The sequence below is a fragment of the Burkholderia cepacia genome (genome assembly GCF_029962485.1).
Lineage (GTDB): Bacteria > Pseudomonadota > Gammaproteobacteria > Burkholderiales > Burkholderiaceae > Burkholderia.
The window spans coordinates 716897-738792 of sequence record NZ_CP073639.1; the positions used below are offsets into that span (position 1 = coordinate 716897).

A 21896-nucleotide genomic window follows, 5' to 3' on the forward strand; every position below is an offset into this window, starting at 1 on the left:
TCCGCGCGCGAGCAAGCCGATGTGATACTGGCTGCTTCAGCCACCCTTCGGAAACACCCCCTTGCTCATCGCATCGAGCTGCCGCACGATCTCCGCGCGCAGTTCGACCGATACCTCGACGCTGTCGAGCAGCTCCGAGATCCACAACCCGTCGGCGGCGAGCCGGCAGATCATCAGCGTGGCAGCCTGCTCGAGCGGCACGGGATCGGGCCGCGTCCATTCGCGCATCGGCACCGACCATCGCTCGCGCGTGTCCTGCTCGGTAATCATCGACGCAACCAGCACGCGCAGCACATCGGTACTCGCGGCCGGATTCGCCGCATCGAGCACCGCATGCAGATAAGCGCGCGCCGCCGCGCCGTCGCCGCGCGGATCCGCCGCCATCCGCGCGTCCATCTGCGCACCGAACCGCGCGGTCGCCTGCCCGAACAACGCATCCAGCAGCCCCTGCTTGTTCGCGAAGTGATACTGCAGCGCGCCTTTCGTCACGCCGGCGCGCTCGGCCACCGCATCGAGCGTCAACGCGGCCACGCCGTGATGTGTCGCGATTTCCGATGCGGCTGCCAGCAGCTGCGCGCGCACCTGGTCCGGCGCTTTTTTTCGCCGCACTCCGGCGACGGCTCCGGCCGGCGCCGATGATCCTTCAGGCGCCCGTGCGCCGGCCGTTCCAGCCGGTTCGACAGGCGCGGACACATCGTGCGGCGCGGGTTCGAGGCGTTTTTTCATGGTGCGGATGGTAGCACCCGGGCGTCTCGATATAAACATTCCGGCTGGATGGTATGATCCGCCGCATGAATAAATCGGCCCCCTCTCCCTGGTCCGCGCTCGACACCGCGATCGCCCGTGGACGCGACGCGCTCGTGCGTCTTCAGCAGCCCGACGGCAGCTGGTGTTTCGAACTCGAATCCGACGCGACGATCACCGCGGAATACATCCTGATGATGCATTTCATGGACAAGATCGACGACGACCGCCAGGAGAAGATGGCGCGTTACCTGCGTGCGAACCAGCGGCTCGACACGCACGGCGCATGGGCGCTGTACGTCGACGGCGAACCGGACGTGTCGTGCAGCGTAAAGGCGTATTTCGCGTTGAAAGCGGCAGGCGACAGCGAACAGGCGCCGCACATGATCCGCGCGCGCGATGCCATCCTGACACTCGGCGGCGCGGCGCGCGCGAACGTGTTCACACGCATCCTGCTCGCGACGTTCGGCCAGGTGCCGTGGCGCGCGGCGCCGTTCATGCCGATCGAATTCGTGCTGTTCCCGAAGTGGGTGCCGATCTCGATGTACAAGGTCGCGTACTGGGCGCGCACGACGATGGTGCCGCTGCTGGTGCTGTGCTCGCTGAAGGCGCGTGCGCGCAATCCGCGCAACATCTCGATCCGCGAGCTGTTCGTCACGCCGCCGGATGAAGAGCGCCAGTATTTCCCGCCCGCGAGCGGCATGCGCAAGGCGTTCCTCGCGCTCGACCGCACGGTCCGCCATATCGAGCCGCTGATGCCGAAGGGCCTGCGGCAGCGCGCGATCCGGCACGCGGAAGCATGGTGCGCGGAACGCATGAACGGCGAGGACGGGCTCGGCGGCATCTTCCCGCCGATCGTGTACAGCTACCAGATGATGCAGGTGCTCGGCTACCCGGACGACCATCCGCTGCGTCGCGATTGCGAAAACGCGCTGGAGAAACTGCTGGTCACGCGTCCGGACGGCAGCATGTATTGCCAGCCGTGCCTGTCGCCGGTGTGGGACACCGCATGGAGCACGATGGCGCTCGAGCAGGCGCGCGGCGTCGCGTCGCCGGACGCCGGCGAGCCGGACGGCGCGCTGCGCGAACTCGATGAACGCATCGCACGCGCGTACGACTGGCTGGCCGTGCGTCAGGTGAACGACCTGCGCGGCGACTGGATCGAGAACGCGCCAGCCGACGTCGAACCGGGCGGCTGGGCGTTCCAGTACGCGAACCCGTACTACCCCGACATCGACGACACCGCGGTCGTCACCGCGATGCTCGATCGCCGCGGCCGCACGCATCGCAACGCGGACGGCACCAATCCGCATGCGCCGCGCGTTGCGCGCGCGCTCGACTGGATGCGCGGGCTGCAATCGCGCAACGGCGGCTTCGCGGCTTTCGATGCCGACTGCGACCGCATGTACCTGAACGCGATCCCGTTCGCCGATCACGGCGCGCTGCTCGATCCGCCGACCGAGGACGTGTCGGGCCGCGTGCTGCTGTGCTTCGGCGTGACGAAACGCGCGGAAGAACGCGCGTCGCTCGCGCGCTGCATCGACTACGTGAAGCGCACGCAGCAACCCGACGGCAGCTGGTGGGGCCGCTGGGGCACGAACTACATCTACGGAACGTGGAGCGTACTGGCCGGCCTCGCGCTCGCCGGCGAGGACAAGTCGCAGCCGTATATCGCACGCGCGATCGAATGGCTGCGTGCAAGGCAGCATGCGGATGGCGGCTGGGGCGAGACGAACGACAGCTACATCGACCCGAAGCTCGCCGGCACCAATGGCGGCGAGAGCACGTCGAACTTCACCGCGTGGGCGCTGCTCGCGCAAATGGCGTTCGGCGACTGCGAATCCGATTCGGTGAAGCGCGGCATTGCGTACCTGCAGTCCGTGCAGCAGGACGACGGCTTCTGGTGGCACCGCTCGCACAATGCGCCGGGCTTCCCGCGCATCTTCTACCTGAAGTATCACGGCTATACCGCGTACTTCCCGCTGTGGGCGCTCGCGCGCTACCGGCGGCTGGCGGGCGCTGCTGCGGCGGCCACGCCCTCAGCAGTCGAAGCGACCGACACGGCCGTCGCTTGATCGATCGCGCGCCGCGGTGCCCGAAGGCACCCGGCGCGCTCGCAGTCGCATCCCCCTCCCCGCCGAATCACTCGGCCCCCTTCTCCCGCATCCTCGCAAACGCATCGCGCAGATCGACGCAGAACGCGTCGCCGATCATCGACAGCGGCTGCGACGCAGACGTCACCAGATAGAAGTGATCGGGCACGGCAGGCTCGAACGGCTTGACGGCCACACGTTGGCCCGCGTACGCGGCCGTCACCGGATCGATCAGCGCAACGCCCGCACCATTCGCGACGAACGCGACAATCGTCTGCGACAGCTGCGCCTCGATCGACAGTACCCGCGACACGCCAGCTTCGACGAACACGCGATCGATCGCGCTGCGCGCCTCGAAACTTGGTGGAAATGAAATGAACGATTCGTCGCGCAGGTCGGCCGGCTGCACGACGCGCTTGCGCGCGAGCCGATGCCCGCGCGGCACGATGCAGCACATCGCGCTTTCCGCGAGGCGCTCGCCGCGCACGGCCGGATGGGGCACCGGTTCGGCGATCAACCCGACATCGCACTGCCCGGAAGCGACCTTGTCGACGACCGTGGACGCACTATGCGCGAGCAGCGTGATGTCGACGCCCGGATGCGCGTGCGAGAACCGCGTCACGAGCTCCGGCAGCAGGTCGAGCGCGACGGCCGGCGAGCCGGCCACGCGCAGCGTGCCGCGCCGCATCGCGCGGATCTGCTCGGCGGCCTGCGCAACGCGATCGAGCCCGACGAACGCGCGCTCGACCTCCTCGTACAGCACGCGCGCCTGCGCCGTAGGCGTGAAGCGCCCCTGCTGCCGCTCGAACAGCACGAAGCCGATCCGGTCCTCGAGATCGGCGATCAGCCGGCTCACGGCCGGCTGCGAGATGTGGAGATCGCGCGCCGCGCGCGTGACGGTATGGCGCTGCATCACCGCACGGAACGCTTCGATCTGACGAATCCTCAGCGATGGCATGGTCATAACACTGGATTATGGGTCGTTGATCAAGCTGTATTGGACAGCACATTTTGCCTGTCCGAACATCGATTCCGCAACGTATTGAAAGCAAGGAGCCGCGCCGTCATGGGATATAACACGCAACCGCTGCACCCGCGACACCGGAGCCGCGCATGACCGTGCGCCGCTTCGACGTCGTCGTGGCCGGCGGCGGCCTCGTCGGCATGGCGATCGCGTGGGGTATCGCGCGTCTCGGCAAAACCGTCGCCGTCTGCGACGGCGACGACATCGCGTTTCGTGCGGCGCGCGGCAATTTCGGGCTCGTGTGGGTACAGGGCAAAGGCGGCCGCTGCCTGCCGTATGCGCGCTGGTCGCGCGAATCGTCCGAGCGCTGGCACGCATTCGCCGCGCAGTTGCAGCGCGAAACGGGGGTGAACTGCGGTTTCGAGCGGCCGGGCGGCATCGAACTGTTCGAGCATCGTGCCGAACTCGACAGCGCGACCGACCTGCTCGAATCGCTGCGCCGGCAGGAAGCCGCGCTGTCGTACGAAGTGCTCGATCCGACAGCACTGCGCCGGCGCATCCCGTCGGCGTCGCCATCGCTGGCCGGCGCGCTGTGGTCGCCGAACGACGGCCACGCGAATCCGCTCTACACGCTGCGCGCGATGCTGCAGGCGTTCCAGCAGTGCGGCGGCGTCTATCTGCCGCGCAGCGAAGTCACGGAAATCCGCCCGCGCGCCGGGCGCTTCGAGATCGACACGCGCGACGCGCGGCTCGAAGCCGGGCGCGTGGTGCTCGCGGCCGGCCTCGACAACGCGCGGCTCGCGCCGATGGTCGACCTGCGTGCGCCGGTCTCGCCGTTGCGCGGCCAGATCATGGTCACCGAGCGCCTCGCACCGTTTCTCGACTACCCGACGCTCGTCGTGCGGCAAACGCCTGAAGGCTCGGTGCTGCTCGGCGACTCGGCCGAGGACGTCGGCTTCGACGACGGACAGACACGCCCCGCGATGGTCGACATCGCACGCCGCGCACGCACCGCGTTTCCGGCGCTCGCGCATGCGCGCATCGTGCGCGCGTGGGGCGCGCTGCGCATCATGACGCCTGACGGCCTGCCCGTCTACGAAGCGTCGGCCACCCATCCAGGCGCGTTCATCGCGATCTGCCACAGCGGCGTGACGCTCGCGGCAACCCATGCCGATCTCGTCGCGCCGTGGATCGTGGGCGGCGCCGCGCCCGCCGACCTGTCCGCCTTTACCACCGCGCGCTTCGCCGCGCCCACGGAAGCCCGGCATGTTTGAATCCCTCATTCCCGCCGCCGCGATGTTCGAACGCGTGCGCATCCATATCGACGGCACGCCGCACGACGTGCCCGCGCACTACAACGTTGCTGCCGCGATGCTCGCCGCCGGTTCGGCCGCGTGCCGCGCGAGCGCCGTGAGCGGTGCGCCGCGCGGCCCGTTCTGCATGATGGGCGTGTGCTTCGACTGTCTCGTCGAAGTCGACGGCGTGCCCAACGTGCAGGGCTGCATGACACCCGTCTCCGACGGCATGCAGGTGCGTGCGATGCACGGCAAGGCGAGGCTCGCATGACGCGCCGCCAGTGTGACCTGTTGATCGTCGGCGCCGGGCCGGCCGGGATGGCGGCGGCGGCCGCCGCGCGTTCGGCCGGGTTGTCGGTCGTCGTCGCGGACGAAGGCCGCGCACCCGGCGGCCAGATCTACCGCAACGTGACCGATGCACCGGCGCCGCTCGCGTCATGGCTCGGCACCGACTACACGGCTGGCCGGCCGCTCGTCGACGGCCTGCTCGCGAGCGGTGCGCACTATCTGCCGCGCAGCGTCGTCTGGCAGGTCGCGTTCGAACCGGAGCCTGTCGCGATGCTCACGCAAAGCGGCCCGTCAGGCGGCACGCTCGAAGTCGGCGCACGTGCGGTGTTGATCGCGACCGGCGCGCAGGAACGCCCGTGGCCGGTGCGCGGCTGGACGTTGCCCGGCGTGATGGGTGTCGGCGCCGCGCAGACGCTTCTGAAAGCGTCGGGCCTCGCGCCGTCGGCCGATGCGGTGCTCGCGGGCAGCGGCCCGCTGCTGTGGCTGTTCGCCGCGCAATTGCTGAACGCGGGCCGGCGCGTGCGCGCGCTGGTCGACACGACACCGCGCGACGCATGGCGGCGTGCGCTCCCGCATGCGTTGCCGGCACTGCGCGGCGCCGACTATCTGCTCAAGGGCTGGCGCATGCTTCGCGCGGTGCGCAACGCCGGAATTCCCGTGTATCGCGGCGCGACCGAGATCGCCATCGACGGCGACACGCGCGCCGAACGCATCCGCTTTCGCGACGAAGACGGCGTCGTGCAGACGCTCGACACGTCGCTCGTGCTGCTCCATCAAGGCGTCATTCCGTCGACGCAGCTTGCGCGTTCGCTCGGCTGCGCGCATGCATGGGACGCATCCTCGGCATGCTGGCGTCCGCAGTGCGACGCGCGCGGCCGCAGCAGCGTGCCGCACGTCTGGATTGCGGGCGATGGCGCAGGCATCGGCGGCGCACAGGCCGCGGCACTCGCCGGCGAAGTGTCGGCGCTCGACATCGCTGCGCAACTCGGCGCACTCGACGCACAACGCCGATCCGCACGCGAGCGCCCGGTGCTGCGCGCATTGCGCCGTCATCTCGCGGTGCGCCCGTTGCTCGACGCGCTGTACACGCCGCCCGCCGCTATCCGCCACCCCGGTGACGACACGATCGTGTGCCGCTGCGAGGAAATCACGGCCGGCGAGGTTCGCCAGCTCGCCGCGCGCGGCTGCCAGGGGCCAAACCAGATGAAGGCATTCACGCGCTGCGGGATGGGCCCGTGCCAGGGGCGCTGGTGCGGCACGACGGTCGGCGAGCTGATCGCCGACGTGCAGCAGCGCAGCGTCGACGATGTCGGGTACTACCGGATCCGCGCACCGATCAAGCCGGTCACCGTCGGCGAGATGGCCGACGCCCTCGAACTGTCGAACGATTTCCAGCGCGGCGAATTTCCGAGCTGACGCATAAACAGATTCATCCCCACACGAACGGAGCCAAACCATGAAAACGCGCCTCACGATTCTCCTTTCCGCCGCCGCGATGGTTTTCGCGTCGATGGCGTCGGCGAAGGAATGGACGACCATCCGCATCGGGGTCGATCCGACCTACCCGCCGTTCGAATCGACGGCGACCGACGGCAGCATGAAGGGCTTCGACATCGATCTCGGCAACGCGCTGTGCGCGAAGCTGAATGCGAAATGCGTGTGGGTATCGAGCAGTTTCGACGGGTTGATTCCGGGGCTGCAGGCGCGCAAGTTCGACGTGATCCTGTCGTCGATGGCCGCGACCGAACAGCGACGCCAGCAGATCGACTTCACTGACCGCCTGTATCGCAACCAGACGCGGCTGATCGCACGCACCGGCTCGGGGCTGCTCCCGGAAGCGGCGAAGCTCGCCGGCAAGCGCGTCGCGGTCGAACAGGGCACGATCCAGGAAACCTATGCGCGTGAAAAGTGGGCGGCGGCGAAGGTCGAGGTCGTCCCGTATCCGAGCTACGACCAGGCGTATGCGGATCTCGTCAACGGGCGCGTCGACGGCGTGCTGATGGATGCGGTGCAAGGCCAGCTCGGGTTCCTGTCGACGCCGCGCGGCAAGGGCTTCTCGTTCGCGGGCGGCGTGGTGTACGACCCGAAGATCATGGGCAACGGCGACGCGGCCGGCGTGCGCAAGGCCGACGGCGATCTGCGCGACGCACTCAATCGCGCGATCGCGCAGATCCGCAGCGACGGTACCTACAACACGATCCAGTCGAAGTATTTCGATTTCGACATGTACGGGAATTGACGTCGAACGCGGGGCGATCGAAGGGCCACGGCACCGCCTGCGGGCCGTACGCATACAGCCGGTATCGCGACGATTGACGTTCATCGAAGCGACGGGACCCACGCCGGCCTGCACGGTCGCATCGCTTGCCGTTCAGCGAGCGAGCGGCAACGGCGCGTCGGGAGCGACGAGCTGCTGCTCGCGCATCTCGCGCCAGAAATCGGCGGGGATATCGAACCTCAGTGCCGCGACATCTTCCGCGATACGCTCCGCACGGCTCGCACCCGGAATCACCGAAACCGTCGCCGGATGCGCGAGCACGAACTGCAGCGCGGCCGCCTTGACCGGCACGTCGTAGCGCGCGGCGATCGCGTTGATCCGTTCAACCTTCGCGACGATCTCGGGCGGCGCCTTCCGGTATTCGTAATGCGCGCCGCCGACGAGCACGCCCGAGCTGTACGGGCCGCCAACGACGATCCCGACGTTACGGGCCGCGGCCGCCGGCATCACGCGTTGCAGCGCGCGCTCGTGATCGAGCAGCGTGTAGCGGCCGGCGAGCAACATGGCGTCCGGTTGCGGCTCGGCGAGGTCGAGCACCAGTTCGACCGGTTCGACACGGTTCACGCCGAGGCCCCACGCACCGATCACGCCTTCCTCGCGCAGCTTGCCCAGTACTCGGAATGCGCCCTTGCGCGCCGCTTCGAATTGCGCGAGCCATTCGTCTCCATAGATGTCCTGAGCGATGTCGTGCACCCATACGATATCGAGGCGATCGGTACGCAGGCGCTTGAGGCTGCCCTCGATCGAGCGCAGCGTCGCGTCGGCCGAGTAATCGCTCAGCAGCCGGTTCGCGCGGCCGTGCGCGAAGATCCCGCTCTTGTCGCCGTAGTCGCGCGTCTTCGCGTCTTCCATTTCGTCGAGCACGATACGGCCGACCTTCGTGCTGATGAAGTAGTCGTCGCGGCGATGGCCAGCGAGCGCGTCGCCGAGGCGCGATTCCGCGAGGCCCGCGCCATACGACGGCGCGGTGTCGAAGTAACGTATGCCGCGCGCCCACGCGGCTTCGACGGTTGCGATCGCTTCTACGTCGGGAATGTCGCGGAACATGTTGCCGAGCGGCGCTGCGCCGAAACCGAGCCGGTTACCGGCCGGCAGCGTGTCTTTGAGACTCATGTGTTGCTCCAGGTCTGACAGGAAAGTGCACCCAGTCTAGGTTGCACAAACAAGTCCGTCCAAGACATAATTCATCAAACTTGAGTCCCAGAAGGTCTTATATGCTCGACATCCGCCAGCTTCAATATTTCATCGCGGTCGCGGAAGAAGAACACGTCGGCCGCGCGGCCGAACGCCTGCACATTTCGCAATCGCCGCTTAGCCGCCAGATTGCGCAGCTCGAGGAAAAGCTTGGCCTGACGCTGTTCGAACGCAGCCAGCAGCGCATTCGTCTGACGCGCGACGGGCGCACGTTCCTCAGCGAAGCGCACGCGTTCCTGCGCCACGCGAACCGGCTCGAGTCGCTGGCGCGACGGCTCGGCCGCGGCGACGAAGGCGGCCTGTGCATCGGCTACCTGGAAACGGCCACGCACTCGGGCGTGCTGCCGCGCGCGTTGAAGGCGCTGCGCGCCGAGCGCCCCGCCGTCCATATCGCGCTGTACAACTACACGTCCGCCGCGCAGCTCGAAGGCCTGCGCGAGCGCAGTCTCGATATCGCGCTCGTCACCGAGCCACCCGCGCCCGACGATCCCGAACTCGATGCGACGATGGTGATGAACGACCCGATGCTGCTCGCGATGCCCGACGGGCACCCGCTCGCGAAGAAGAAGACGCTGGTCGCCGACGATCTCGCCACGCAAGCGTGGATCGGCGTGACGCAACAGGAAAGCGCGCCGCGTCACGGCGCGTTCGTCGCGGCCTGTGCGAAGGCCGGTTTCTCGCCGGAGATTTCGGTCGAAGCGACCGAGCCGCTCGCCGCGCTCGGGCTCGTCGCCGCCGGGCTCGGCGTGACGATGATCCAGCAGAGCCTGCGTCATCAGGTGCCGGAAGGCGTCGTGCTGCGCGAGTTGCCATGGTTCAGCTACCGCACGCCGCTTTGGGCCGCGTGGCACAAGGTCAACCTGCGGCCGCTGGTCGGCACCTTCCGCGAGATCCTGACCGGCGAGGAAGTCGTCGCGGCGGCCGGAAAATAACACCCTGAATGATCGGGGCGCCAGCGCTTCGGTGCCGTCGCGCATGCGAAGCAAACATGCCAACGCCTTCGCTGCGAGCCTGAACCCGCAACGAAGGCGCTGACGGAGCCCGATATCGCCAGGCTCCTGCTCGCACGATGCGATGCGCTGCCGTCAGGCCGCCGCGAACCGCTTTGCGAGTTCCGCGAGGCCGTCTTCGTAGATTCCGCGGAACAGCTTGACGGTGTCGTCATCGGTCGCGCCGTGCGGCGTGAACGTGCCCGACCACTCGACGCTCGACGCGTTCGGACCGTTTTCGCGCACGCGCAGCGTGGAGCGATAGTTCACGACCGGGAACGGTGCTTCGAGGATCGCGTACGTGTAGCTGCGCGCCGCTTCGTCGAATGCGACCAGCCGCTCGACGATCGCGTCGCCGGCCGGGTTCGCGAGACGCCGCACGCGCCCGCCTTCGCCCAGTTCGCTGGCCGGAATGTACGACAGCCAGTCGGGCAGCGACCCGAAGCCGCCGATCAGTTGCCAGACGGTCCCGGCCGAAGCCGGGAGTTCGATGCTTGCATTTGCCTGTGCCATGTCATCACCTTGGTCGATTAACGATCGGTCGGCAGCGGCGCATTGGCCGCAATCAGACCCTGTTCGCGCATGTCGCGCCAGAAGTCGGCCGGAATCACCACGTTCAGCGCAGCCTGGTCTTCCGCGATCCGCTCCGGACGGCTCGCGCCCGGAATCACCGCGACGGTGGCCGGATGCGACATCGAGAACTGCAGCGCGGCGGCCTTGATCGGCACGTTGTAGCGCGTGGCGATCGCCTTGATCCGCTCGACCTTCGCGAGGATTTCCGGCGAAGCCTTCTGGTATTCGAAGTGCGTGCCGCCTGCGAGCACGCCCGAGCTGTACGGGCCACCGACGACGATCCCGACGTTCTGCGCGGCAGCCGCCGGCATCACGCGTTGCAGCGCGCGCTCGTGATCGAGCAGCGTGTAGCGGCCGGCCAGCAGCATGCCGTCCGGTTGCGGTTCGGCGAGATCGAGCACCAGCTCGACCGGTTCGACGCGGTTTACGCCGAGGCCCCATGCCTTGATCACGCCTTCTTCACGCAGTTTGCTCAGCACGCGAAATGCGCCCTTGCGCGCCACTTCGAATTGCGCGAGCCATTCGTCGCCATAGAAATCCTGGGCGATGTCGTGCACCCAGACGATGTCGAGGCGGTCGGTGCGCAGGCGCTTCAGGCTGTCCTCGATCGAACGCAGCGTCGCGTCGGCCGTGTAGTCGTTGACGATGCGGTTCGGCCGGCCGTGTTCGAACAGGCCGCCCTTTTCACCGAGATCGCGCGCCGACACGTCTTCGACTTCGTCGAGGATCACGCGGCCAACCTTCGTGCTCAGGACATATTCGTCACGCGGGTGGTTCGCCAGCGCGTCGCCGAGGCGGATTTCCGCCAGGCCGGCGCCATAGAACGGGGCCGAATCGAAATAACGGATGCCGTGTTGCCATGCCGCTTCGACGGTGGCCGCGGCTTCCGCGTCGGGGATGTTGCGGAACATGTTGCCGAGCGGGGCAGTACCGAAACCAAGGATCTTGTTACCGGGCAGCTTGTCTTTGAGACTCATGATTTTCTCCAGGAAGTAAGGGAAAGCGAGTTCAGTCTAGGCAGGCGGGTTAAGTCTGTCCAAGACGGAATTAGACACACTTGAGTCCCACGAGGTCTGATTGGCCGATTTGAGACCTGTCTCGATGAGCCACGCCGACACCCCGTTCGGGCAGGACGCCCGGCCGGCAAGGCTTTCGACCGAATCCGCGCCCGATTCGTGATTTGAGATCAAAAATCATTTGGGCCGGCAGCCGTTTTTCCCGGGCGCCGCGATACCTATATTGGCTGCACACGCAACGACATCAACGTGGTTGCGGTTCACTCAACCTGACAGGTACCCATGATGAAAACGCTGATTTCTTCCACGCTTGCCGCACTGATCCTTTCCGCCCCGGCGCTGTCGTTCGCGCAGCAGGCCGACCATCAACTGACCCGCGCCGAAGTGAAGGCCGAAATGGCCCGCCTCGCGGCCGTCGGCTACACCCCGGCGCTGGACCACAACCAGTATCCGGTCGCGATCCTCGCCGCAGAAAAGCGCGTGCATGAAAATGCCGTTGCACAGGCAACACCGAATGCCGCACCGGCCGCCGACAAAGCCGGTTACGGCAGCGAAGCCCGCACCACCAGCGAATCCGGCCGCGCGACGATGATCAACGGCCGCGACTCGATCTATCGCGGTCATTGAGTCGCGTCGACGCGCAAGAGGGCACGCCTCTCGATACGCGCCACCGCTCGCCCCTGCCTTCAGCATGGCCGGCCCGGATCGCCTGAACAGGCATTCGGGCCGCGCGTCGTTCGAATGCAATCGGCGCCACGGCGGCATCGATGCGCCAGATCGACAAACGGAACGATCGGAATTTCAACAGGAAAGGAGACGACTGCCGCCGCAGACGAATGCATCGCGCGACCGATGGCGATGCATGGCAGGCAGCCGATGCGCGTCAGTCGATATCGCCGCTGCTCTTCAATTGCATGGCGACATAGTCGAGAAAGCTCGAGATGCGCAACGACAGCCGGGTATTTCGATAGTAGACCGCATGAATCGGCTGACGGAACTCGACGGTTTCGTCGACGAGCAGTTCGACCAGGCTGCCGTCACGACAATGATTGCTCGTCATGTAGTCGGCCAGGCATGCGATGCCGGCGCCGTTCAACGCCAGCGTCATCAGCGTCTCGCCGCTCGATGCCTGCAGCGCGGGGTGAATTCGATAGCTGTCGCCGTCGGCACTGCGCAGCGGCCAGTGGTTCAGCGTTTCCGGCTGCACGAAACCGAGCAGCGTATGGTTCGCGAGATCGGCGACGCTCGTCGGCACGCCGGCTTTCTCCAGATAAGCAGGGCTCGCCAGGATACGCAGCCGGCTGCTGCCGAGCCGGCGCGCGTGCAGCGTCGAATCGCGCAGCTCGCCGATCCGGATCGCCACGTCGGTACGCTGTTCGAGCAGGTCGATGATCTCGTCGCTCGTATGGAGTTCGGCCGCGATCGCCGGATACGCTTCGCGGAAGCCCGGCATCATCGGCGCGATCACGTGCTGCATGAACGGCATCGCCGCATTGATCCGCAGGCGCCCCGACGGCGTCTCGCGCTGGCTGACGATCTGCTCCTCGGCAAATTCGACCGACGCGATGATGTCGCGCGCGTACTCGAGGAAGAGCTTGCCCTCCTCGGTCACTTCGAGGCGACGCGTCGTGCGGCGGATCAGCGTCGTGTCGAGCTTCTCCTCGAGGCGCCGCAGGATCCGGCTCATCACCGAGGTCGGCTGGTGCAGCTTGTCGGCCGCGCCAGTCAGCGAACCGGTATCGGCGATGGTCACGAACGCGAGCATCTCGTCGAGGGTCGTCTTCATGGTCGGCAGTCGTCAGCGGTTTCAGGAACCGTCACGATAGTGCCGCCGCACCGCTTTGATAAGCGGGCGCGGACGCGAATCACAGTTGATTTCGATTCAACAATGCGCGGCGAATATTGTCGGAACAATCCGACGTGAGGCCCGTGGCCGGTCGCGCGGACGCGCCCGGGCGGGCGCGCTTTTCTTCATACGGGTCGATGCACCGGATTCACGCGGCGACGGGCATCTCGTCGCGAATCCAGTCCAGCATCGCGCCATGCTTCGGCGCCCAGCCGAGCTCCCGTCGCGCGCGCAACGCCTTCACGCGGCTGTTCGATGCGAGCGAGAAATGCGCGCGGGAATGACCGAGCACCTGCGCTGCGTCGGCGACGTCCCATTCGACGACGGACGGCAGGTCGAGACGTTCGGCAAGCGCATGGCCAATTTCCGCGAACGACGCTTCGCCGTTTTCCGCGAAGTAGAACGCGCCCGGCGACGCCGTATGGATCGCGCGCAGATACAGATCGGCAACGTCGTCGACATGCACGTTCGACCAGCGGTTCAGCCCCTTGCCGATCACGCGCACCGCGCCGGCGTCGCGCGCGATGGCCGCGAGCAGCGGCAGTTGCGCGCTGTCGCGGCGGATACCGAGGCCGTCGCCGTAGATCATGCTGTTGCAGATCACGGCCGAGCGGATGCCGAGGGTTGCTGCCGACATCACGAGCCGGTCGATCGCGTGGCGCTCGGCCTTCGCGGGTTTGACGACGGGCGTCGTTTCGTCGAATACGGCGGCATCGCCATGCGCGCCCTGTGCGTCGTCCGCGATCACGCTGGTGCCGCTCGTATGCAGGAACGTCTTGCCCGAGCCGCCCAGCGCCGCGATGATCGCCTCGACGGCCTCGCGGTGATCGCTGCTGGCCGCGTTGACGACGCAGTCCGCGTCGCGCGCGAACGCATGCAGCAGCGCCGCATCGTCGAGCGAACCGACGACCGGCATGATGCCGGCCGCCGCGAGTTTCGCGGCGTTCTCGCCGTCGCGCGTCAAGCCGGTGACGACGTGCCCGGCCGACACGAGCCGCGCGGCCACGGAGCCGCCGATGTAGCCGCTCGCGCCCGTCACGAATATCTTGATGCCTTTCATCCGCTGCTCCGAGAGCGAGACGGCCAGTGCGGGTCACGTCTCGCGAAATGTCGTGTGCCGCAGTATCGACGGCCGGCGTAGCCCGGGAAAGGCACGAATCGCCAAAACAGTTTTGAGCGCAACGGGATGATCGGCCGCGTCAGACGAATCCCTCTTCGACCAGCGTACAGCCGTTCGCGGTGACCTCGTGGCGCTGGCCCGAGCCGCCGACCACGCGGCTCCAGCTCGCCGACACGAGCACGGCCGCATCGCCATCCGTGCGCAACGCATAGCTGAAGCCGCCGTACATGCCCGGCACCGCGAACCACGTGCTTCTGGCCCGCGCGTCGAGTTCCAGCAGCGGTTCGAGTTCGGGCAGGCGCAGTGCATCGACGCGCAGGTGCGCGATGCGGCCCAGGATCATCGCGTGGAAATGGCGCTGGATGGCCAGCAGCGCATCGTCGGGCACGAAGCGCTGCGGCTGCGGCGCCAGCAACTCGACCAGATGCCGGTGCCCGCGCCGCACCGCGATGTCGATCGCGCGCTCGCGTTGCGCATCGCGCAGCATGCGCGATGCGCCGAGTCGCAGCAGTTCGGCAACGACCGCTTTCGGCGCGCCGCCGTAAGCGGCCTGATGCAACGGCGTGTAGAGCGACGTGCCGCCGAGCCGCGTCGCGTTGACGAGGTCAGGCTGTCGCGCAACGCAGTCGAGCATCGTCGCCCATTCGCCATTGCGTGCCGCGTCGGCCAAAGCGTGCCGGCTCGCGACCTCCGCATCGCCGAGTACATCGGCGCCCGTGATGCCATCCCATGCCATGCTCAAGCGGCGCTCCTCGGGTATCGCGTGTGCTTCACGGCAACATCGTCACGCGTCGCTCCGGCGCGCCGCCGACGACGCGTCGAGCGCATCGTGATCGACCAGCAGGTTCAGCAGCTGGCGCCGCGATTCGATGCCGAGCTTCGCGAATGCGCGACGCGCATAGGTGTCGATCGACGACGGACGAATGCCCAGTTCGTGCGCGATATCCTGCGTCTTCCGGCCGCGAATGAGGCGGACGCACACTTCCGACTCGCGCGACGTCAGCTTCTCGAACACGTCGTGCAGTCGCTGCGTGGCGATGCCCTCGCGCGCACGAGCCGTGCCCACATCGGCCGGCCGGTCGCCGACGATGCGCCGATGCGCGACCGCCAGCGGCAACACGATCAGCGCGACATGCCGCACGATGCTCAGCTCCTTCAGCGAAAACGGCGGCAGCCGGCGCGCGCGGCACACCGACAGCGCATAGGTCAGCTCGTCCACACGATACGTGACCACGCATTCGTCGTGAATGTCCTCGGTATCGTAAAACGCGCGCCGGATCTCCGGGTTCAGGCGCAGCGTCGACAGTTGCAGCAGCTGCGTATCGCGTTCGCCGCGGATGCAGTCGAACGTCGTATCGATCTGCGCGAAATCGCGGTAATAACGCGTCATCGTACGCTCGATCTGGTCCGGATACGTGCCGTAGCTGCCGATCCAGCCGACGCGACGCTCGAGCAGCGACTCGTCTTCGTAATCCAGATGAATGGAATCGCAATCGACGATGCGCGTCAGGTTCTCGAACACGACCGCGACGAAATCCGGCGATCCGATCGCACCGGCCACGGCCGACAGCGCGTCGGACATGAATACGAGCTGGTTCAACTGGATATCGATCGTTGCGGCGGCGTCATGGTCGGTCATACGATGCACGAAAGAATGGGACGCTTACCGTTACCACGCCAAAAGTGCATTGCCAATTCCCTCGTGCCGGGTTCCCTTACGCACGGCCGCCCGGCTGTACGGATTTCATGGACAGACATCCGGCCGGCCGCCACATACAGTCGTTCCCGATATCCGGCGAGGCCCGTCGGCGCGTTCGCGGTTCGAAGCGAACCGCCGCGCGTCTCGCCGACCGACCCGCGGCGCGTCTGCGCCCCGCAGTGCGCCGCCCTCGTTCCGAAAGGGAGTGACCATGATCGTCCGCGTTTTTCGTCTCGCCTTCCCCGTTGCAATCGCGACCGTTGCCTGCTTCGCGCCGCTGTCGGTATCGCCGGCCCGCGCGGCCGACGCCGAACTGAACGTTTACAACTGGTCCGAGTACATTGCGAAAACGACGATCCCGGACTTCCAGAAACAGACCGGCGTGCATGTGCGCTACGACGTCTACGACAGCGACGACACACTGCAGTCGAAACTGCTGGCCGGCAGTTCCGGCTACGACATCGTCGTGCCGACGTCGAACTACATGGCCAAGCAGATCCAGGCCGGCGTGTACCAGAAGCTCGACAAGACGAAGCTGCCGAACCTCGCGAACCTCGATCCCGCGCTGATGAAGAAGATCGCCGAATCCGACCCGGGCAACCAGTACGGCGTACCGTGGGCCTACGGTACCGACGGCGTGGGCTACAACGTGCAGGCGGTCAGGAAGGCGCTCGGCGACGGCGCGCCGCTCGACAGCTGGGCGCTGGTGTTCGATCCGGCCAACGTGTCGAAGCTGAAAAGCTGCGGCGTGTCGTTCCTCGACGCACCGGACGACGTGTTTGCGGCCGCGCTCCAGTATCTCGGCAAGGACCCGAACAGCAAGAACCCGGCCGACTATCACACGGCGTTCGACATGCTGAAGAAGGTGCGCCCGTACATCACGCAGTTCAACTCGTCGGGCTACAACAACGACCTCGCGAACAACGACGTCTGTGTCGTGCTCGGCTGGTCGGGCGACGTCAGCGTCGCACGCCGCGAAGCGGCGGCGGCGAAGCGCGGCTACGAGATCCGCTACGCGAACCCGAAGGAAGGCGGCATCCTGTGGTTCGACGTGATGGCGATTCCGAAGGATGCGCCGCATCCGGAAGCCGCGCTGCAGTGGATCAACTACATCCAGGACCCGAAGGTCAACGCGGACATCACCAACGAGATCTACTACCCGAGCGCGAACAAGGCGGCCCATCAGTACGTGACGCCGGCCGTCGCGCACGATCCGAACGTGTATCTGTCCGCCGACGTGCTCGACAGGATGACGCTGTCGAAGCCGCGTTCGGCCGACATCGCGCGACTCGAGAACCGCCTGTGGCAGCAACTGAAAACCGGCAACTGACCGCGCCGCCCTCAACCATGCAATCATGCGAACGCGCCGTCGGCGCGTTCATTTCAATTCGACGCAACCTGACCATCATGATCGACGTTTCCTCCATCACCGACGCGTTTGCCCCCAGCGGCGAGCCGACGCAGTACCGCGTATCGCCCGAGAAGCTGATTTCCGGCGATCCGCTGCACACGCTCACGCCCGGCTTCGCGAGTCCGTGCGGCCGTTTCTCGACCGGCATCTGGGAAAGCACGCCCGGATGCTGGCACGTCGCGTACACCGAAGCGGAATACTGCGAGATCCTCGAAGGCACGTCGGTGATCACCGACCTCGAAGGCAACCGGAAAACCCTGCGTACCGGCCACCGCTTCGTGATTCCGCCAGGCTTTCGCGGCACGTGGGAAGTGGTCGAACGCACGCGCAAGATCTTCGTCGCGTACGACGAGCAACCGGCCGGATAAGCGACGGCAGCACGGGGGGCGCGCAACATCGCGCCCCACTTTGCCACGCATTTCCACGCCAATGACATGGAAATGACACGCGCAACCGGTAATTTCCGGTCGTCCCGTCCCGTGTGTCGCCATGCTTGCCCTGCTTCTTGCCGCCTTCTACGAAACCGCCCGCCAGGGAAGCGTGACCGCGGCCGCGAAGCGCCTCGACGTGAGCCAGCCGACGATCACGTCGCGCATCCAGCAGCTCGAACGCCACTACGGCGTCGAGCTGTTTCATCGTCGCGGCAACCGTCTCGACCTCAGCGATGCCGGTGCGTCGCTGATGCCGATGATCGGCCAGATGCTGCAGATGGAATACGACATCGATTTCGCGTTGCGCAACGAGCGCGAACTGCACACGGGCAACCTGCGCGTCGGCACGACCGGCCCGTTCTACATCCTGCCCGCGATCGCCGCATTCCGCCGCCAGTATCCGGCCGTGAAGATCAGCATCGAGATCGGCAACTCGCAGCAGGTGCTCGATGCGCTCGTCGATTTTCGTGTCGACGTCGCCGTCTCGTCGAAGCGCGACGACGATCCGCGCTTCGTCCGGCATACGATCGCGAACGATCCGCTGGTGCTGGTCGTGCACCGCTCGCATCCGCTCGCCGCGCGCGAGTCGGTGACGCTCGCGATGCTGGCCCGCGAGACGCTGCTGCTGCGCGAGGCCGGCTCGCGCACGCGTGCGCTGATGGAGCACGTGCTGAAGCACGCGGGCATCGACGTGCCCGCGAACGCGATCGAGCTTGGCAGCCGCGAAGCGATTCGCGAAGCCGTGCGGCACGACATGGGCTGCACGCTGATGCCGCGCGGCGAGGTCGGCGCGCATCCCGAGCTGCGCGCGATCGCGATCGCCGACGATCTGCCGCCGATGCACGAATACCTGTACTACCTCGATGCGCGCGCCGATACGCGGCTGATCACGGCGTTCATGGCGAACGTCGAACGCCGCGACGAATGCACGTTTGCACGCGCATAGCGACGCGCACGCTCATACCGTTTCGAACACGTCGACGATCTGCCAGCCTCGCTGCATCGCCACCGCGCGCAATCGTTCATCCGGATTCGTCGCGATCGCATCGGTCACCTTCTCGAGCAACGGCACATCGTTGTGCGAATCGCTGTAGAACCAGCTGCGCTCGAAATCCGTCCACGCAAGACCGAGCGACGCAAGCCACGCATCGGTGCGCACGATCTTCCCCTCCCGATAGCTCGGCACGCCGGCCGGGCGCCCCGTATAGCGCGACTCGGGCCGGCCGTCGACGGTCTCGAGCTCGCAGGCGATCAGCGCCTCGATGCCGAATGCGCGCGCGATCGGCCGCGTGATGAACGCATTCGTCGCGGTGACGATGCAGCACAGGTCGCCTCGCTCGCGATGATGGCGCACGAGGTCGAGTGCGGCCGGCGAGATCGCGGGCCACACGACGTCGGCCATGAAGCACGCGTGCCAGTGTGCGAGCCGTTCGCGCGAATAGCGTGCGAGCGGCGCAAGCATGTTGCACAGATGCGCGTGGATGTCGAGCGTGCCGGCTGCATAGCCGGCCGCGAATGCGGCGTCGATACGGTCGAATTCGGCCGCGTCGACGAGGCCGTGCTCGACCATGAAACGGCCCCAGGCCTGGTCGCTGTCGAACGGAATGAGGGTGAGGTCGAGATCGAAAAGCGCGAGTTGCGTCATCGAATGAAGCGTCGTGTGAACAGGAAGGAATGAAAAACGCGCGGCCTCGCCCACGCGAAGCCGCGCACAAAAGCCGCCGGCGCGAATCGGCGCGCCGGCGGCACCCGGTGATGCGACGCCGGCCGCACGGCCGGCGCCCGTCAGTTGGACACGCCCATCGCCGGATCGCTGATGCTGTCCTTGCCGGTCTCGACCCGGCCCGCGAAGCGGCGCACGAGGCCGTTCTCGGCCGTCAGCGTGAAGTCGTACCAGCCGCTCGACGCGGCGAGCGTCCAGTACGGCTCGACCTGCATCCCGGCCGGTACCGCATAGCTCCACGGGCCGTCGGTGCGGTACGCGTTCGACGTGACCGTGACCTGGCTCGCCGCGTTGCCGACGTTCATGATCGTCAGGTACACGGCGTCGTTCGCCGGGTCGTAGCACACGCGGATTTCCGGCACGGGGCCACTCGCGGCCTGCGCGACGTTGCCCTGGAATTCGCGCAGGAAGCCGTTCGGCCCGAGCACCCACAGGTCGTAGTTGCCCGCGTCGTCGGCCACCGCGCGCCACGAATCCGACAACTGCTTGCCCGCTTCGACCGTATAGCGGCGCGGCGCGCGATCGAGATGCAGCTTGTCGTACACATGGAACACCGCGCCGACCGTGCCCGTATTGCTGAACGTGAGCCACAGCAGCCCGCCCGATACGTCGGCGCTCGCGCTCGTGTGCAGCTCGTACGGCAATGCGCGCGACGGCCGCGTGCCCTGCGGCTGCACCGGCATCTGCTGCGACGCGACCGACGGCACGGGCACCGCGCCCATCAGGGCCTGCTGCACGTGCTGCGCATCGGCCGCGGCCTTGGTCGGTGCCGGCAGCGACGTCGTCGGGTTGCCGTTCGGGTTCCTGAAGTTGAATGCCGACGTCATGTCGCCGCACACCGCGCGGCGCCACGGGCTGATGTTCGGCTCCTGCACGCCGAAGCGCTGCTCGAGAAAGCGCAGCACCGACGTATGGTCGAACACTTCCGAGTTGACCCAGCCGCCTGTGCTCCACGGCGACACGACGAACATCGGCACGCGCGGGCCCGGCCCGTACGGGCGGCCGTCCGGCGCGAGCGGCGACGAATCGCCGGGCGGGTTCGGCAGCGTGAAGTACTCGTACTGCGTGGTCACGGTCGACTTGCCCGCATACGTGCCGTCGGTGTTGCGCGACGGCGGGTTCGGCGGCGGCATGTGATCGAAGAAGCCGTCGTTCTCGTCGTAGTTCACGAACAGCACGGTCTTGCTCCACACGTCCGGATTCGCGGTCAGCGTGTCGAGCAGGCGCTGCAGGTAGTACGCGCCCTGCCCCGGCGTCGACGCGCCCGGGTGCTCGCAGTACGCGGTCGGCGACACGATCCAGCTCACCTGCGGCATCCGGTTCGCCGCGATGTCGTCGGCGAGCGACTGCAGGAAGCCGCCGTCGGGCATCGTGTTGCCGATCCCCTTGTACAGCGGCGACAGCGCCTCCATCGCGGGCGTGTACGGCGCATTCGGCGAACCGGGCACGGTCTCGTTGACCTTACGGAACGTCGCGAAACCCGCGAGCGGGTTGTCGGTGTAGTTGTCCGGCATGTTCTGGTAGACCTTCCAGCTCACGCCCGACGCTTGCAGGCGCTCCGGGTAGGTCGTCCACGTGAGGCCCGTCTTCGACGAACCGAGGCCGTCCCAGCCGTCGTTGTTCACGACGGCCGTGTTCGAGCCGGTCGGGCCGTTCGTGCCGGTCCACAGGAAGATCCGGTTCGAGTTCGTGCCGCCGTGCAGCGAGCAGTGGTACGCGTCGCACACGGTGAACGCATTCGCGAGCGCGAAGTGAAACGGCAGGTCGGACTGGCGCAGGTAGCCCATCGACGCATCGCCCTTCGACGCGGGCCATGCGGTCATCCGGCCGTTGTCCCATGCCGAATGCGAATCGGTCCACGAGTGCGCGCCGCCGACCAACAATGCGTTGCCCTTCGTGCTGTCGAGATAGAACGGCAACACCGGGCGCTTGCCGTCGTTCTGCTGCCAGACCGGCGTGCCGGCCGGCTGCGGGATCGTCAGGCGATCGCCGAAGCCGCGCACGCCGGGCATCGTGCCGAAGTAGTGATCGAACGAGCGGTTTTCCTGCATGAAGATCACGACGTGCTGGACGTCGTTGATCGTGCCCGTCTGGTTGTTGGCGGGAATCGCGAGCGCGCGCCGGATCGCCGGCGGGAACATCGAGAAAGCCGTGCCGGCAGCGGCGGCACGGAGAAACGAGCGGCGGTCGATGGAAGTCATGATCGGGAAGGAAGGTCGTTCCGGAAAGGCG

Annotated in this window: 21 protein-coding genes; 10 read left to right on the forward strand and 11 right to left on the reverse strand. The window is 66.9% G+C overall.

Annotated features, from left to right (window positions below):
- Positions 1-36: 36 nt before the first annotated feature.
- Complete coding sequence (locus KEC55_RS34260; protein ID WP_282511974.1) at positions 37-726, reverse strand: TetR/AcrR family transcriptional regulator; 690 nt, start codon at positions 724-726, stop codon at positions 37-39.
- 53 nt (positions 727-779) lie between these two features.
- Here KEC55_RS34260 and shc point away from each other — a divergent pair, with 53 nt between their 5' ends.
- Positions 780-2819, forward strand: a complete 2040-nt coding sequence (shc, locus tag KEC55_RS34265) for a squalene--hopene cyclase (RefSeq protein WP_282511976.1) — start codon at positions 780-782, stop codon at positions 2817-2819.
- Positions 2820-2886: 67 nt separating this feature from the next.
- Here shc and KEC55_RS34270 read toward each other — a convergent pair whose 3' ends face one another.
- Positions 2887-3801 carry a LysR substrate-binding domain-containing protein gene (locus KEC55_RS34270; RefSeq protein ID WP_282511978.1) on the reverse strand — a complete coding sequence of 305 codons (915 nt, stop codon included), beginning with the start codon at positions 3799-3801 and terminating at the stop codon, positions 2887-2889.
- 149 nt (positions 3802-3950) lie between these two features.
- Here KEC55_RS34270 and KEC55_RS34275 point away from each other — a divergent pair, with 149 nt between their 5' ends.
- The 4 genes from KEC55_RS34275 to KEC55_RS34290 are packed head-to-tail and all read left to right on the forward strand — an operon-like array spanning position 3951 to position 7623.
- Positions 3951-5075: an NAD(P)/FAD-dependent oxidoreductase gene (locus tag KEC55_RS34275; RefSeq protein ID WP_282511980.1), complete on the forward strand. Its 1125-nt coding sequence runs from the start codon at positions 3951-3953 to the stop codon at positions 5073-5075.
- Entirely contained in the window at positions 5068-5367 is a 300-nt protein-coding gene (locus KEC55_RS34280) for a (2Fe-2S)-binding protein (RefSeq protein WP_176046585.1), read from the forward strand. Before KEC55_RS34275 ends, KEC55_RS34280 begins: the two co-directional genes overlap by 8 nt.
- A complete protein-coding gene (locus KEC55_RS34285; protein WP_282511983.1) occupies positions 5364-6800 on the forward strand; it encodes an NAD(P)/FAD-dependent oxidoreductase in 1437 nt (478 codons plus the stop codon). Before KEC55_RS34280 ends, KEC55_RS34285 begins: the two co-directional genes overlap by 4 nt.
- 40 nt (positions 6801-6840) lie before the next feature.
- Positions 6841-7623 (forward strand): ABC transporter substrate-binding protein, encoded by a 783-nt coding sequence (locus KEC55_RS34290; RefSeq protein ID WP_282511985.1) that lies wholly within the window; start codon positions 6841-6843, stop codon positions 7621-7623.
- A 132-nt stretch (positions 7624-7755) separates the two neighbouring features.
- Here the strand turns inward: KEC55_RS34290 and KEC55_RS34295 are convergent, their stop codons facing one another.
- Entirely contained in the window at positions 7756-8775 is a 1020-nt protein-coding gene (locus KEC55_RS34295; protein WP_282511987.1) for an aldo/keto reductase, read from the reverse strand.
- Between the two features lie 101 nt (positions 8776-8876).
- Here KEC55_RS34295 and KEC55_RS34300 point away from each other — a divergent pair, with 101 nt between their 5' ends.
- Positions 8877-9788: a LysR family transcriptional regulator gene (locus KEC55_RS34300; RefSeq protein ID WP_282511989.1), complete on the forward strand. Its 912-nt coding sequence runs from the start codon at positions 8877-8879 to the stop codon at positions 9786-9788.
- Positions 9789-9941: 153 nt separating this feature from the next.
- Here the strand turns inward: KEC55_RS34300 and KEC55_RS34305 are convergent, their stop codons facing one another.
- A complete protein-coding gene (locus tag KEC55_RS34305; RefSeq protein WP_282511991.1) occupies positions 9942-10358 on the reverse strand; it encodes an SRPBCC family protein in 417 nt (138 codons plus the stop codon).
- Positions 10359-10375: 17 nt separating this feature from the next.
- Positions 10376-11395, reverse strand: coding sequence for an aldo/keto reductase (locus KEC55_RS34310; RefSeq protein WP_282511993.1), 1020 nt, complete (start codon positions 11393-11395; stop codon positions 10376-10378).
- 321 nt (positions 11396-11716) lie between these two features.
- Here KEC55_RS34310 and KEC55_RS34315 point away from each other — a divergent pair, with 321 nt between their 5' ends.
- On the forward strand, positions 11717-12061 hold the full coding sequence (locus KEC55_RS34315; protein ID WP_282511994.1) for a DUF4148 domain-containing protein: 345 nt from the start codon (positions 11717-11719) through the stop codon (positions 12059-12061).
- Between the two features lie 256 nt (positions 12062-12317).
- Here KEC55_RS34315 and KEC55_RS34320 read toward each other — a convergent pair whose 3' ends face one another.
- From KEC55_RS34320 to KEC55_RS34335, 4 genes are all read right to left on the reverse strand, one after another.
- The gene (locus KEC55_RS34320; RefSeq protein WP_282511996.1) at positions 12318-13220 is read right to left on the reverse strand and encodes a LysR substrate-binding domain-containing protein; all 903 of its coding nucleotides are present in this window, start codon (positions 13218-13220) and stop codon (positions 12318-12320) included.
- Positions 13221-13428: 208 nt separating this feature from the next.
- Positions 13429-14340, reverse strand: a complete 912-nt coding sequence (locus KEC55_RS34325; protein WP_282511997.1) for an NAD-dependent epimerase/dehydratase family protein — start codon at positions 14338-14340, stop codon at positions 13429-13431.
- A 139-nt stretch (positions 14341-14479) separates the two neighbouring features.
- On the reverse strand, positions 14480-15136 hold the full coding sequence (locus KEC55_RS34330; protein WP_282513118.1) for an ankyrin repeat domain-containing protein: 657 nt from the start codon (positions 15134-15136) through the stop codon (positions 14480-14482).
- 48 nt (positions 15137-15184) lie between these two features.
- Positions 15185-16039 carry a helix-turn-helix transcriptional regulator gene (locus KEC55_RS34335; protein ID WP_282511999.1) on the reverse strand — a complete coding sequence of 285 codons (855 nt, stop codon included), beginning with the start codon at positions 16037-16039 and terminating at the stop codon, positions 15185-15187.
- A 271-nt stretch (positions 16040-16310) separates the two neighbouring features.
- Between KEC55_RS34335 and KEC55_RS34340 the strand changes: the two genes are divergently transcribed.
- The 3 genes from KEC55_RS34340 to KEC55_RS34350 all read left to right on the forward strand — a co-directional run bounded on the left by KEC55_RS34340 (position 16311) and on the right by KEC55_RS34350 (position 18887).
- A complete protein-coding gene (locus KEC55_RS34340; protein ID WP_282512000.1) occupies positions 16311-17429 on the forward strand; it encodes a polyamine ABC transporter substrate-binding protein in 1119 nt (372 codons plus the stop codon).
- A gap of 77 nt (positions 17430-17506) precedes the next feature.
- Positions 17507-17878, forward strand: a complete 372-nt coding sequence (locus KEC55_RS34345) for a cupin domain-containing protein (RefSeq protein ID WP_282512001.1) — start codon at positions 17507-17509, stop codon at positions 17876-17878.
- Between the two features lie 121 nt (positions 17879-17999).
- Positions 18000-18887 (forward strand): LysR substrate-binding domain-containing protein, encoded by an 888-nt coding sequence (locus KEC55_RS34350; protein WP_282512002.1) that lies wholly within the window; start codon positions 18000-18002, stop codon positions 18885-18887.
- A gap of 12 nt (positions 18888-18899) precedes the next feature.
- On the opposite strand, the gene KEC55_RS34355 is transcribed toward KEC55_RS34350, so the two are convergent.
- Together KEC55_RS34355 and KEC55_RS34360 are read right to left on the reverse strand one after the other, a co-directional pair.
- The gene (locus KEC55_RS34355) at positions 18900-19586 is read right to left on the reverse strand and encodes an HAD family hydrolase (protein ID WP_282512003.1); all 687 of its coding nucleotides are present in this window, start codon (positions 19584-19586) and stop codon (positions 18900-18902) included.
- Between the two features lie 140 nt (positions 19587-19726).
- The gene (locus KEC55_RS34360; protein ID WP_282512004.1) at positions 19727-21865 is read right to left on the reverse strand and encodes a phosphocholine-specific phospholipase C; all 2139 of its coding nucleotides are present in this window, start codon (positions 21863-21865) and stop codon (positions 19727-19729) included.
- Positions 21866-21896 lie beyond the last annotated feature (31 nt).

Bases quoted from the DNA above. Each gene is read 5' to 3' on its own strand.
- KEC55_RS34260 (WP_282511974.1), bottom strand. From the start codon at position 726: ATGAAAAAACGCCTCGAACCCGCGCCGCACGATGTGTCCGCGCCTGTC.
- shc (WP_282511976.1), top strand. From the start codon at position 780: ATGATCCGCCGCATGAATAAATCGGCCCCCTCTCCCTGGTCCGCGCTC.
- KEC55_RS34270 (WP_282511978.1), bottom strand. From the start codon at position 3,801: ATGACCATGCCATCGCTGAGGATTCGTCAGATCGAAGCGTTCCGTGCG.
- KEC55_RS34275 (WP_282511980.1), top strand. From the start codon at position 3,951: ATGACCGTGCGCCGCTTCGACGTCGTCGTGGCCGGCGGCGGCCTCGTC.
- KEC55_RS34280 (WP_176046585.1), top strand. From the start codon at position 5,068: ATGTTTGAATCCCTCATTCCCGCCGCCGCGATGTTCGAACGCGTGCGC.
- KEC55_RS34285 (WP_282511983.1), top strand. From the start codon at position 5,364: ATGACGCGCCGCCAGTGTGACCTGTTGATCGTCGGCGCCGGGCCGGCC.
- KEC55_RS34290 (WP_282511985.1), top strand. From the start codon at position 6,841: ATGAAAACGCGCCTCACGATTCTCCTTTCCGCCGCCGCGATGGTTTTC.
- KEC55_RS34295 (WP_282511987.1), bottom strand. From the start codon at position 8,775: ATGAGTCTCAAAGACACGCTGCCGGCCGGTAACCGGCTCGGTTTCGGC.
- KEC55_RS34300 (WP_282511989.1), top strand. From the start codon at position 8,877: ATGCTCGACATCCGCCAGCTTCAATATTTCATCGCGGTCGCGGAAGAA.
- KEC55_RS34305 (WP_282511991.1), bottom strand. From the start codon at position 10,358: ATGGCACAGGCAAATGCAAGCATCGAACTCCCGGCTTCGGCCGGGACC.
- KEC55_RS34310 (WP_282511993.1), bottom strand. From the start codon at position 11,395: ATGAGTCTCAAAGACAAGCTGCCCGGTAACAAGATCCTTGGTTTCGGT.
- KEC55_RS34315 (WP_282511994.1), top strand. From the start codon at position 11,717: ATGATGAAAACGCTGATTTCTTCCACGCTTGCCGCACTGATCCTTTCC.
- KEC55_RS34320 (WP_282511996.1), bottom strand. From the start codon at position 13,220: ATGAAGACGACCCTCGACGAGATGCTCGCGTTCGTGACCATCGCCGAT.
- KEC55_RS34325 (WP_282511997.1), bottom strand. From the start codon at position 14,340: ATGAAAGGCATCAAGATATTCGTGACGGGCGCGAGCGGCTACATCGGC.
- KEC55_RS34330 (WP_282513118.1), bottom strand. From the start codon at position 15,136: ATGGCATGGGATGGCATCACGGGCGCCGATGTACTCGGCGATGCGGAG.
- KEC55_RS34335 (WP_282511999.1), bottom strand. From the start codon at position 16,039: ATGACCGACCATGACGCCGCCGCAACGATCGATATCCAGTTGAACCAG.
- KEC55_RS34340 (WP_282512000.1), top strand. From the start codon at position 16,311: ATGATCGTCCGCGTTTTTCGTCTCGCCTTCCCCGTTGCAATCGCGACC.
- KEC55_RS34345 (WP_282512001.1), top strand. From the start codon at position 17,507: ATGATCGACGTTTCCTCCATCACCGACGCGTTTGCCCCCAGCGGCGAG.
- KEC55_RS34350 (WP_282512002.1), top strand. From the start codon at position 18,000: ATGCTTGCCCTGCTTCTTGCCGCCTTCTACGAAACCGCCCGCCAGGGA.
- KEC55_RS34355 (WP_282512003.1), bottom strand. From the start codon at position 19,586: ATGACGCAACTCGCGCTTTTCGATCTCGACCTCACCCTCATTCCGTTC.
- KEC55_RS34360 (WP_282512004.1), bottom strand. From the start codon at position 21,865: ATGACTTCCATCGACCGCCGCTCGTTTCTCCGTGCCGCCGCTGCCGGC.